7 protein-coding genes are annotated in these 12,790 nt (G+C 66.7%); 3 read left to right on the top strand and 4 right to left on the bottom strand.

The genetic code is table 11. From position 1 onward, the window contains the following. Nucleotides 1-89 precede the first annotated feature (89 nt). Entirely contained in the window at nucleotides 90-1,685 is a 1,596-nt protein-coding gene (locus llg_RS13765) for a LamG-like jellyroll fold domain-containing protein (RefSeq protein WP_338285251.1), read from the bottom strand. After that, nucleotides 1,682-2,248, bottom strand: coding sequence for a sigma-70 family RNA polymerase sigma factor (locus llg_RS13760; protein ID WP_338285250.1), 567 nt, complete (start codon nucleotides 2,246-2,248; stop codon nucleotides 1,682-1,684). Before llg_RS13760 ends, llg_RS13765 begins: the two co-directional genes overlap by 4 nt. 213 nt (nucleotides 2,249-2,461) lie before the next feature. Here llg_RS13760 and llg_RS13755 point away from each other — a divergent pair, with 213 nt between their 5' ends. Continuing rightward, on the top strand, nucleotides 2,462-5,245 hold the full coding sequence (locus llg_RS13755; RefSeq protein WP_338285249.1) for a hypothetical protein: 2,784 nt from the start codon (nucleotides 2,462-2,464) through the stop codon (nucleotides 5,243-5,245). Nucleotides 5,246-5,547: 302 nt separating this feature from the next. Here the strand turns inward: llg_RS13755 and llg_RS13750 are convergent, their stop codons facing one another. Together llg_RS13750 and llg_RS13745 are read right to left on the bottom strand one after the other, a co-directional pair. Continuing rightward, nucleotides 5,548-8,403: an RICIN domain-containing protein gene (locus tag llg_RS13750; protein WP_338285248.1), complete on the bottom strand. Its 2,856-nt coding sequence runs from the start codon at nucleotides 8,401-8,403 to the stop codon at nucleotides 5,548-5,550. A gap of 290 nt (nucleotides 8,404-8,693) precedes the next feature. Beyond that, a complete protein-coding gene (locus llg_RS13745; protein WP_338285247.1) occupies nucleotides 8,694-9,149 on the bottom strand; it encodes an alpha-L-fucosidase in 456 nt (151 codons plus the stop codon). Between the two features lie 247 nt (nucleotides 9,150-9,396). Here llg_RS13745 and llg_RS13740 point away from each other — a divergent pair, with 247 nt between their 5' ends. Continuing rightward, entirely contained in the window at nucleotides 9,397-11,037 is a 1,641-nt protein-coding gene (locus llg_RS13740) for an immunoglobulin domain-containing protein (protein ID WP_338285246.1), read from the top strand. A 10-nt stretch (nucleotides 11,038-11,047) separates the two neighbouring features. Beyond that, complete coding sequence (locus tag llg_RS13735; protein ID WP_338285245.1) at nucleotides 11,048-12,784, top strand: protease modulator HflK; 1,737 nt, start codon at nucleotides 11,048-11,050, stop codon at nucleotides 12,782-12,784. Nucleotides 12,785-12,790 lie beyond the last annotated feature (6 nt).

Raw genomic sequence — 12,790 nt, 5'->3', positions numbered from 1 at the left:
TACTAAATGCGATCAGGCAATGATGGAGAGACAGGTCACCCGGGGGCACGGTGGACCGGCCCGGCGTGGATGGGGGAGCGTGGCAGGCCTCAGCGACGGGAGGCCTGGTAGTGGGCCTTCACTTCCGCAGCGGAAAGCGGCCGGTCATAGAGGGCGAGTTCATCGATGCCGCCGGACCACTGCCGGAATGCGTCCCGGGGTCCGGGTTGCAACCGGCCGACGATGGCGCGCAATGCGATACCCTTCGGTTGCAATGGAGCGATGATCTCGCGGGAAGGCTCGCCATCGATGTAGAGGTAGATCCCGTCCTGACCGAAGGTGGCGGCGACGTGCACCCAGCGGTGGAGCAAATTCCCCTGCGATGACGTGAGATTGGTTCCACCCTCATATCCCGCTGGCGAGCGGTAGAGCGCCCGGATCACATGACCGGGAGTGGCGTCCCGGGGATTTCTCTGCCTCCCGAAAATCTCCAGAAGGGAGGCATCGGGCGCGTGGCTGGCGATGCCGCGCCGCGGGACTTCGTCCGGCATGGGCGTGTCCAACTCCAGGGCGACCGCCGTGGCGAACGATTCACCACTCGAGTAGAGCAGGCACTCGATGCTCCGGCCCTTCCGGGTATCGAGCCCCTGGATGCCGGAGTTACTGTCGGCAAACCCGGAAGCATCCTTGTCATCGACGAACAGATACCGTTGCGAGGAGCCCTCCAACCTGGCCTGTCCGCGAAGCGCCAACGGATGGCCGCCGGACGTTTCATCCGCCACCAAGCCTTCCGACCCGAGCTTCTCGAAACGCCAGTAGGCCAGCGGCGAGGACTCCATGACCGCATGGGGGTAGGCCTCCGAGCGGAGCGAAGGGCCGGGCAGAATGGCGGCAGGCACCCGGGGAAACTCGTCCCCCTCCTCATCGGTCCGCTGGATGGCGGCGGCGACCAACAGGCCGCGCCCGGCCTGAACATCCCAATCCTCGAAAGTCCCGTCCTGATCTCCGGTGGAGGACACCCTCACCCGGCCGGTAAAGCAATGGAGCCGCGCGTCCCCCCCCTCTTCCGCGATCACCGAGAACTCCCCACCGGTATCGGTCACGGATCCGTGCCCGACCTCCACGAGGAACATGCGGTGTGGCTCATCGCTGCGGAAGGCCGCCTGCCCCCGGATCACGCGGATCCGGGAACGGCCTTCCAAGCGGAACTCCGCCGGACCCCGGAACGTGATGGCGGGCCCATCCAGGATGGAGATGGAAAGGTCTCCGGCGGTTGTCTGGATCGTTCCCACGGGCAAGCCGATGCCATTCGCCGGCGGTGCCGCGAGATTCCACTTCACCCCATCCTGGGCCGAAACAATCGCCACCGCCGCAGGCACCACCTCCACCTCATGGTCGGCCATCTGTGGCTCCGTGGGCCGGATGGGTGCTGGCCGGTACCACAGGGCGGCGGCACTCAGGACCACCGCGGCGGCCGCGGCCAACCATGGCCAGCGCTGCGGACGCCGGGCTGTGGGCAGCATGACGATGCGGCGCCGCATTTCCTCATCCGCCAGGGCCATGTGCACGGCGATGTGGACGAGGTAATGTTCCCGGGCCGCGGGATCGCCTCGCAGGATGCCATCCAGCACCTCGGCCTCCGCGGGTTCCAGCAAGCCGTCGCTGAGACGGGAAAGCAACTGATCGAGGCGGGGGGACGGTGTCATGAAATCGATCGGATGGAGGTCACACCGCTGGCCGAAAGCTGGCGGTGGACACAGGTGACGAGCAGGGAGCGCACTTTCTCCAGGATGCGGTAGAGGCGGTGCACCGACTCCTTCCGGCTGGCCGCGAGGTCCGCGATCGAGTTGCCGCTGGCATAGCGCGCCATCACCACCTCGCGGGACTTCTCGTCCAGCTTGCAGAGGCAGGTTTCCAGCGCCGCGCGCACCGGCTCCGCCAGGCTCCGCGAGGAAGCCTCCTCCGCCAGCATCGCCACCAGGTCCTCCGAAAGCACCAGCCCCGAGAACACCAGCCGGTCCCGGCTGCACTTCTTGCGGAACCGCAGCACTTCGAAATAGGCGAGGCTATTGGCCCACGGCAGGAACTCGCGGGTCCTGTCGAAGGTGGCGAACTTCTCCCACAGGCTGATCGCGACGTTCTGCATCAAATCGTCGAGATCACCCGGCTGCGGGTGAATGCTCAGAACGAAGTTCCGGATGCTCGGCTGATGGGGCACCATCAGCGAGAGGAACTCGCGCGTCTGCTCGTCGTCGTGGGGGAAATGCATAATGGCCCTCTGTAAGGTATAAGCCTACCCCAGGTCGTTTTAGCGGACTATTTCACATTTTTTTCCAAATCCCCGGAACCGCCCGCCGCGCCCCCGCCGCGCCCCCGCTGTCGACACGGCATGAGGCCGCCGGGGCAAAATCGCGGATAGTGTCGGACGATCGCCTCCGTATGGGCCCCGTCTCTTTTGTTTGAACCTTGAGAAATGGTGACGATGCATTCCATCCCGATTCCCTGTTTGGCCGCCGCATGCGTGGCGCTGGCATTTCCCGCCGCGGCCCAATCCGCCGATGCCACCGCGGATTCCACCACCGACTGGCTGGTCCATCCCGCCCCCTACCGCGCGCGGATCACCGAAAGCCCATCCGGCACGCTGACGCTGGAGAACGGTCTGGCACGGCGCGTCATCCGCCTGGCCCCGAATGCCTCCACGGTCTCGCTGGAAAACCTCGTCAGCGGCGAGCATCTGCTGCGCGCCGTCGCCCCCGAGGCGCGGGTCACGATCAACGGCACCGAGTATCCCGTGGGCGGCCTGACCGGCCAGCGCATCCAGAACTACCTGAAGGACGAATGGATCAAGGGTCTCCGGCCGCTGCCCGGGGCCTATCAATTCACCGGCTGGCAGGAGCTGCCGGTCTCAAAGCGCCTGGAGTGGAAGAAACGTCCCGAGTGGCTGGCGAAGGATCACGCGTGGCCGCCGCCGGGCAAGCACCTGGTGATGCGTTACAGCCCGCCCGCGGTTCCCTCGACGACGCTCACCGGCGAGGTGCTGTATGAGGAAACCTTCGGCGGCTTTTCCCAACCGAAGCCAGGCTGGACCCTCACCGCCAGCAAGGCCCACGCGCGCTCGTCGTTCTCCAATGAAGGAAAGTCCGGCGAAATCATGGCGCTGCCGGATACCGCGGTGTTCGCGGAGCGGCCGTGGCCGGAGAAGGCCACCTCGGTGGAGCTGTTCCTGGACGCCGGCGACGACACCCACTCGAACGCCTGGGGACCCGGGCTGGCGCTCGCCGCCGCGGATGGCACCACGGTCCATTTCATCCTCCGCCCGAACCAGCAGGTCTTCGACACCACCTCCGGTCTCGCGGGCAAGTTCGACCGCGCGAAGCCGGTGCGCCTGCGCGCCACCCTGCGCCAGGACACGGTGGTGTTCGAGGCCACCCAGACCGGGGACTCCTACGACACCATCGCCACCGTCCCCTTCGCGAAGCCACCGGTGAAACTGCGCGTCGGCAAGGTCGGCCGCGGTGGCAAGGGCGGCGACTATGAAGGCGCCGATGCAAACGCGAACCTGATCCGCTGCCACCTGCTCAACCTCACTCTCCGCGGCGCGGAACCGGCGAAGCCGCTGGCACCGAGGACCGACCTGCCTGAGATCACCGTCCACTACGAACTCTACGACGGCATCCCGCTGTTCTCGAAATGGCTGACGGTGGGCGTGAACGGCGACAAGCCGGCACGCCTCAACGCGTTCGTCGCCGACGAGCTGAAGCTCGCCGAAACCGAATCCTCGGTGAACACCGCGCCGGTCACGGAGAAATACAACCTCTGGGTCGAGTCCGACATGGCCTTCGGCGACATGGCCGCCGACTACGCCAACCCGACCGTGAAGATCGTTTCCGATCCGGAGTATCCGACCCAGGTCCACTACGACCGCCAGACGCCGTGCCTGCTGCGCTGCCAGCCGCCGCTCGGCCCGGACCAGGAGGTGACGCGGGACCGGCCCTTCGAATCGTTCCGTGTGTTCGAGCTGCTGCTGGATTCCACCGAACGCGAGCGCCGCTCGCTGGCACGGCGCAAGATGTACCGCCTCATCGCCCCGTGGACGAATGAGAACCCGCTGATGTTCCACAAGGTGCAGTCCGATCCGAAGACGATCCGCGAGGCGATCGACCAGGCGGCGGACACCGGCTTCGAGATGGTCATCATGTCATTCGGCTCCGGATTCAACTTCGAGAGCCGCGACCCGGCCTACTGGAACCAGTACAAGGAGCTGGCCGACTATGCCCGGAGCAAGAAGATCGCGCTCGGCGGCTATTCCCTGCTCGCCTCGCGGGGCGCCCGCAATCCCAAGGACAACACCCAGGGCAGCCCGCCGCGCTACGGCGTGATGCCCTGCCTCGGCACCCAATGGGGGCGGGACTACCTCGACAACATCGTCAAGTTCACGCGGCACGCGGGACTCGGCGTGTTCGAGAACGACGGCTCCTACCCCGGCGACCTCTGCGCCGCCACCGACCATCCCTTCCACCACGGCAAGGAGGACTCGCAGTGGACGATGTGGCGCGCCATCACCGATCAATACCGCACCCTGCGCGGGGACGGCGTCTTCCTCAATGTCCCGGACTGGTACTTCCTCACCGGGGCGAACAAGTGCGGCATGGGCTACCGGGAAACCAACTGGAGCCTGCCACGCGCCGAACAGGAAATCATCGAGCGCCAGAACATGTACGATGGCACCTGGAACAAGACCCAGAGCATGGGATGGATGTTCGTGCCGCTCTCCCAGTACCATGGAGGTGGCGCGGACGCCACGATCGAGCCGCTGGCCCAGCACCTGCCGCACTACGAGGCCCGCTTCGCGAACCTGCTCGGCTACGGCGTGCAGGCCTGCTACCGCGGCCCGCAGTTGTATGACACCCCCGAGACCAAGGCGCTGGTGGTGAAGTGGGTGAACTTCTACAAGCAGCACCGTGATGTGCTCGACAACGGCGACATCCTCCACCTCCGCCGCCCGAACGGACAGGACTGGGACGGCATCCTCCACGCCAACCCGGCCGGCCGCGAAAAAGGCCTCGCCTTCCTCTACAATCCACTCGGCGGGGAAATCACCCGCCAGATCCGCCTGCCGCTCCACTACACCGGCCTGCGCAAGACGGCACACCTCTCCATCGACGGCGGCGCCCCCCGCGGGCTCACCCTCAACACCGCGAACGAAGCCGTGCTGGAAGTGAAGATCCCCGCCCAAGGCCGGACCTGCCTCGTCTTCACCGAGTGAGGAGCGGGCGCTTCCATTGCACCACATCGTCCACCCTCCAAATCTCTCAAGGAGTCACTGCCAGAGAGCGTTCGGTTCCCAAGAAGCCATTCCTGCCACGGTTCCCAAATGGGTGGCACTCGCCATGCCATTGGTTGGCGCGTGGGGTTCCCTTACCACCTTGGCATGAGCCCCATACCCCGAAGGGCGCTCCAGGACAGCACCCTCCCGCCCAACAGCAGCGCCAGTGAAAAGCGCCATCGTTTCATGTTCCCGGAAAGGATGGCCGCGCCGCATCACGGCGCGGCCTGGATTCGGATGCTTCAGGGCGAGGTGGTGACCGACCATTGCTGGTTGTCACCGCCACCATACGGCCATTGGATGATGGACGCGCCATCGGCGGTGCTGCCGGCATTCACGTCCGCCACCTTCCCGCTGTGCACGGCGGTGAGCTTGAAGAAGCCGTCGCCGGTGGGCGTAATGGTCCACTTCTGGTTGTTGGCGCCGCTGTAGGGCCAGATCAGCAGGCCCGCGCCGTTCGCCGTGCTGCCTCCCGAAACATCGATGGCCTTGCCACTGGCGAGCCCGATGAGCTGGTACTGGCCGTTGCCGGTATCGGTGAGGGTCCACTTCTGGTTGTCACCGCCATTGAAGGACCACTGGTCGAGCGGCGCGCCATTGGCGGTCGAACCGCTTTGCACCTCGAGCGCCTTGTTGCTCCTGCGGTTGAGGAGGCGGCAGAGGCCATCGGGCACGGTGCGGCCCTGATCGGTGAGCAGGGCCAGTTCCCCGAGCTGGAGGCCGGCGGTGTCGCCATTGTTCGCGGTGATGTTGAGCCGGTAGAAGCGGTAGGCCGCCGGGCTGGCGATGGCGCAGTTGATCGCCTGGTAACGGTTGGTGAAGGCCTGGGCGGTGCGGGTGTCGAGCGTCGTCCAGCTCGATCCATCCGCGGAGCCCTGGAGTTGCCAGTCCTTCGGATCCCGCCCGGGGGTATCGTTCGCGCTGCTCACCGCGTAGCGCTTGATCGTCTGGGTGACGCCCGCGCCGAAATCGCACTGGAGCCAGCCGGTGGTGCCTGCTCCACCGTTATACCACTTCGTGCCGGGATTGAGGTCGATGCCCTGGGCCGCGCCTTCGGTGGAGGATGAGCCATTGGCGCTCGCGGAGGCGGATGCGAGGAATGCCACGTTCACCATCGGGGCCGCCGGCACCGCGCCGTCCTCGGGTGAGTTCGCGCTGGTGCCCGCGGAATTCGTGGCACTAACCACATAGTAGTACGTCGTGCCCGCGGCCGCGGTGGTGTCCGTGTAGCTGGTGCCGGCGATACCGGAGGCGAGGGTCGTGTAGGGACCACCGCTGGTGGCCGCGCGTTTCACCGCATAACTGGCCGCGCCGAAGGACGGCTGCCAGCGCAGCGGCACGGCGGAGGCACCGGGGGCCGCGAGCAGCGCCACGGGAGCCGAGGGAGTCACCACCGGCGCCCCACCGTCGCCACCGGTGATCTGCACGTTGCTGAAGGTGGCGGTGCCGAGCGTGCCATTGGAAACCGAACAGGCGACCAGACCCACGTAGAGCGTGTCGGGGATGCTGTCGTAGCGGCCCACATCGGTGGCGGCCCAGTTGGTGCCATCCGGCGAGAGGTAGCCGGTGACCATGTTGCCGAGCCGCTCGAGCTTCACCCAGTAGGTGGACTGGGTGATGGCCAGCGACTTGTTGCCGTAGTTCGTCCCGCCGTAAACGGCCAGCCCCTGGATGTTCTGCTCGACGGTGGATTTCATCGTCACCGCCATCCACGCGCGCTTCGCTCCGGCGGTGAGGCTCTCCCGCAGCATCACCCCGGCCTTCCCGCTCGCGCTCGGGCCGGTGATGGACTCGACTTTCGCGACGATCGAGAAATCGCCGGTGACCGCCTTGTAGGTGAAGTGGCAGTTGTCATTGGTGCTCCAGATGTCGCTGCCCGCGCCCTGCACGGTCCAGAGGCCTCCGGAATAGGAACCTGAACCCGCGGGGGTGGCGTTGCCGATGTCCGCATTGCTCACGCCGGTGGTGAGGGAAGCGGTCGCGGGAAAGGAGATCGCCGCGGGCGGGGAGGCGGTGGAGGGATCCGCCGCTTTCTCGAACATGAAGCTGTCCATGTCCAAGGGTAGGCCCTGCCGTCTCAACTCGGTGTAGGGTGCCTTGATCCCCTTCCGCACGACATACGCGCCGTGGATCAAGTTGAGCGCCAGACGGCCGCCGTTCCATCCGCGGTTGGTGCCATCGCTGGTGTAGTAGGCATCGGTGGTGCCAAAGGGCAGGTAGGGCGTGGGAGCGAGGTAGTTCGCCCGCGCATAGTACTCGCCCACGGCGAGCAAGCGGCTGTCATTTTCGGAGTAAAGGTCGATCCCCTGCTTCCACAGCGCCTCCGCGAACATCGCGAGCGAAAGGAACTGCCCGTGGGCGTGCCCCTGGTCCCGGCCGGAATCGCCGAGCTCGCCGAGGGCATTCGAATTCCGCAGGCCGATGTGCGCGAGCGAGCGATACTGATAGACGATCGAATCGACCTTGGCGGTGTCGTCATTGAACAGAGCGAGGAGACCGCCGCCGACCAACGAGAGCGCGCCCTTGTTGGCCGCACCGAACAGGTTCTCCCCCACCGGATTGGTGGCGGGCAGGAGGACATTCCCGAAGTAGGCCTTCACCGTGGTGGTATCCGCCGCCGTCCATCCCGGCCAGGTGCCGCGCAGGATGTCCGCACCGCCCACGAACCGGTAGGCGTAGTCTCCGATGTCGAGCGGCGATTCCCCGCCACCGAACGTCGTCTGGGTCGAGGCCCAGGCCAGGAGGATGTCGTGCGCTTTCTGGGCGTAGGCCGTGTTGCCGGTGAAATACCACATGCGGGAGAGGTTCCAGACGGCGATCATGTCATTGCGCCACGGGTTGAGATTCACATCGGGATTGCGGCTCACGGTGGCGAACGGTCCCTGCATCCCGTAGGCAAGCTGGGAATGGGAGTCCGCCGAGAGGGCGGCATAGCCGCTCTTCCAGGGATCGCGGCCGAGGTTGGCCTTGAGCGTGGCCAGATCGGCGGAGGTGAGCGGAAGACCCGGGTGGGTGTAGGCCTCGGCCACGAGTGGCGCAGCCCATGGACACAGGACAACGGCAAGCGTCCGCACGGACGCCAGGAAGCGTTTGTTCATTGGTGGGTTTTGGATGGGTTTGGGAACGGCGGCGTTACCGCCATCCCACCGCCTCACCGGAATCGTTGGGTTCCATCCGATGATGCAGCATCGGAAACCCTGTGGAGGTCCATGGATCGAAACCACCCTCTTGCCGTTTACCGTGGTAGATGCCTCGTAGGAAGACATGAAGCCGATCGGACAACACTCGACGCCGGGGACATGGACCAGGTCCGCGGCCAGCCGCCTCCTCCGCCACGCCGACATCCGCATCACCGCAGCCCACTACCTCGACAAGAAGCGGAAGATCGTCAGCCCTCTCGATCGGCCGCTGGCATCCGTCGCGCATGTCGATGCCGCCGAGCAGGAAGGCCAGCGCGGTGGAACTCAGGCGCACCATCACTGGCGGGACCTTCACCGAAGACCGCCCGCGGGCGAGTGCCGAAAATGGCCTCCTGGTTCACCCCCATCCATGCGGCGATGCCTTCCAGCACTCCCTCCTCCTTCTCGTCGATCGAGCCATCGGCGCGCACGGGAACATTGAGGAAAAGATTGCCGTTCTTGCTAACAATGTCCGCCAGCATGTGGGCAACCGCCTTCGCACTCTTGTAGCCATTGCGGTCGTAGAGACTGCGATCGTAGTGCCAGCCGCCGATGCAGGTGTCCGTCTGCCACGCTCGCGGCAACGCTGTGCCGGGAACGCCGCGCCCGATGTCCCATACCAACGCTTTCTGCTGCTCATCGCTGAGGATCTTTCCGAAGATCACCCCACGCTGCTGGCCGTTGTGCCACTTCGGAACAGGGAACGGCGGGATAGTTACCTGCTGCGTATGCCAACAAGTTGGAGATTCCGGCCGCGTCGGAATCCGAATTCTCCGCCGCTTAACCCGAACTTAATCCTGCGCCTCCTACGATGGGAGGTGAATCAAAGGAGGCTGTTTGGCCGGGGGATGCGGGCCCGGCAGTCCCCGGCCACGCGGAATCCTTTTTCCAATCATTCGCTCGTACATTGCCATGAATCCATCCACCCAACGCAGGAAAGCCATCGGACTGGCGCTGGTCGCCTCCGCCCCGCTGATGCCGGCCTTCGGGCTCACCGTGACCCCCAGCACCACCGAGGGGCCGTACTACACGATGAGCTCGGCCAACACCATCCTGAGCTCCAGCAGCTCGAACTACGCCCCGCACCTCTTCACCACGGAAGGGACGGACAATGACATGATCCACATCTACTCCTCCAGCACCCAGGCCACCGGCACGGTGACGAAGGTTTCGGGGACGCTGGTGAACACCTCCGGCGCGACGATCGCCGGAGCGGTGGTCGAGCTGTGGGTGGCGGACAACAACGGCATCTACTGGTACGTGTCATCGTCCAGCGGCACCAACAACTTCGCGAACCGGGACAAGAACTTCCAGGGGTATGGCAAGTGCACGACGGACTCCTCCGGGGCCTGGTCGTTCCTCACCATCAAGCCGGGCCTCTACACCGGCCGCATCCGCCACTACCACCTGAAGGTGCGGATCGGCGGCACCGAGTACCTGACCACCCAGCTCATGCCCGCGGACGAGGCCGCGGCCACGCCCTCGGACAACGTGGTCTCCGGCCTCGGCTCGAATCTCTCCCGCTGCACCTACACGCCGACGACCGGCACCATCACCTGGGGCAGCAGCACCTACAGCGGCCAGATCGTCTCGGACCGCCAGCTGGTGGTCAGCTACACGGTCACCGCGCCGGGCATCACCACCAGCCCGTCCAGCCTCACGGTGACCGCGGGCCAGAGCGCGACCTTCACCGTCGTCGCCAGCGGCACCGCCCCGCTCACCTACCAGTGGTACAAGGGCACCACCGCGATCAGCAGCGCCACCAGCGCCAGCTACACGATCTCCTCCACCACCACCTCGGACGCGGGCAGCTATTCCTGCAAGGTGACGAACGGCGCGGGCACGGCCACCAGCAATGCCGCCACGCTCACGGTGAACACGCCGGTGACGGCCCCGGACATCACCACCGATCCGGCCTCGAAGACGGTGGACGTGGGAGCCGCGGTGGCCTTCCAGGTGGTGGCCACCGGCACCTCGCTGAACTACCAGTGGTACAAGGGCGGCAGCTCGATCTCCGGCGCGAACGCCGCCACCTACTCGATCGCCTCCGCGAAGCTGAGCGATGCCGGCAGCTTCTACGTCATCGTCTCGAACACCGCCGGGACCGACACCAGCGGCACCGCCACGCTCACCGTCAACGAGCCGTTCAAGACCTTCCTCGCCTACTACGGGATCTCCTCGTCCACGGCCGCCGCCGATCCGGACAACGACGGCATCCCGAACCTGCTCGAGTTCCTGCTGGGCGGGAATCCCTCGGTGCCCGGCACCGGCATCCAGCCCACCTCGCAGTTCACCACCGTGAACGGCTCCTCGGCGCTGGTGTATTCGTTCTACGTCGTGAAGGACACCGGGACCGCCACCTGGGCCGTCGAGTACAACACCGCTCTGTCCAGCGACGCCGCCTCGTGGACCACCGCGGTGGCGGGCACGAACGGGGTCACGATCACCACCCAGGACACCGAGACGGCGGGCCTCAGCTACGTCACCGTGAGGATCCCCACCACCCAGACGAAGCTCTTCGCCCGCCTGCGGGTGACGCCTCCCACCAATTGACCCCGCGGCCATGGACCAGAAGGAAAGCAAGGCTCCGGGGGCATTCCCCGTCGTCTGCGCGGTCGTCTTCGTGACCTGCGCGGCGGCGGGCTGCCACCTGGCGCGGACCGCCGGCCTGGTGTTCTTCCGCCCGCTCGCGATGCTGCTCGGCTGGGCGGGACTGGTCGCGGTGGCATCCCTGTTCCCGCGGCTTCCGGGGTGGCTGCGGGGCCTGCTGCTGACGGCGGGCGGGATCGCGGTGATCGCGGTGCCGGGGCGCTTCTACCTGCCCGGCCAGGGGGTCACGGCGGATCTCACGGACGACCGCGCGCGGCAGATCGCGGTGGTGCTTTCGATCGTGACCTTCGTCGTCCATTTCCTCGCCACCTACGGCAGCCATCGTAGGAAAGAGGTTCCCGGGCCGGTGCTGGACACCCTGGTGCCGCTCGCCCGGCTGGTGGCCGCGGCCCTGGCGGTGACGGTGGCCACGCTGGTGGCGCTGGTGTTTTTCCAGAAGGTGTGGGTCCGCCAGGTGGAGGTGGCGTTCGCGCTGGCCACCGCCGCGCTGGTGGCGGAGGCCGTGGTCCGCGCGGTGGCGCGGATGTACCTGCCGCGGCGGCTGCGGGCGGACCACCCCTTCGGCCACGGCGTGCTGCTGCCCGCGGTGTTCGGCCACTCCGGGCCGCTGCAATCGCTGGCCGCCACCATGGAGAAGATCTTCGGCGTGAGGATCGAGGAGTCCTGGCTCGCTTTGTTGGGGAAAAGAATGGCCGCGCCGCTCGCGCTCCTCGTGCTGCTCGGCCTCTGGCTGTCCACGGGACTCACCCGCATCCCCGTGGACAGCCATGGGGTGCGGGTGGACCGCGGCGTGTTCCGGGAGCGGGCGCTCGCTCCCGGCCTGGCGTTCCATCCGCCGTGGCCGTGGAGCGAGGTGCGGCTGGTCAACACCGGCCGGGTGGAGGAACTCGCGCTGGGCTTCGAGCGCGACCTCTCCCGCCCGGTGCTGTGGGCGGAGAAGCACTTCGATGGCGAGCAGAACCTGCTGGTCGGCGGCGGCGAGGAACTCCTCACCGTGAACGTGCCGGTCCACTACCGCATCCGCGATGCCGTGGCCTGGCTGCGCCACGGCACCGGCGCGCGCGAATGCCTCGCCTCGCTCGGCTACCACGAGCTGCTCGCCATCACCGGCAGCCACGATTCCTTCCAGCTCATGATCACGGACCGGGACGAGGTCGCGGACCGCTTGAAGGCACGGCTCCAGCAATCGTGCGACCGCCTCGACCTGGGCATCGAGATCGTCTTCGTCGGCCTGAAGGACGTGCACCCGCCGGTGGAGGTGGCCCCGGCATTCCAGGACGTGGTCAGCGCGGAAGAGCAGCGCCTTTCGCTGATCGACCAGGCCCGCACCGCCTCCGTGGCCAGTCTGGCGGACGCGCGGATCGCCGCGGTGCAGGCCACCGTGGGGGCGGACGCCGCCGCCACCGAGCGACAACAGCGCGCCACCGGAGAGGCCGCGCGGTTCCTCGCGCCGCTCGAAACCTGGGCCCTCCATCCCGCCGTGTTCACCACCCGCCTGCGGCTGGACACGCTGGAGGGCGCCCTCGCCGAAACCCGCCAGCTCTACATCCTTCCCGCCGGTGCCCACCGGCACAGCACCTTCCTGTTGGGAAACCCCGCCGCCCTGCCCGCCGCGAACGGCCTGCCCGCCCCCGTGGTCCGCCCGCCGAACCCGGTGATCCGCACCACGGTCCTACCCGCCCGGAATTGAACCGCC

It is taken from the genome of Luteolibacter sp. LG18 (genome assembly GCF_036322585.1).
GTDB lineage: Bacteria > Verrucomicrobiota > Verrucomicrobiia > Verrucomicrobiales > Akkermansiaceae > Luteolibacter.
The sequence above is the reverse complement of the archived record's forward strand: the minus strand, read 5'-3'. Positions and strand labels throughout refer to the sequence as shown.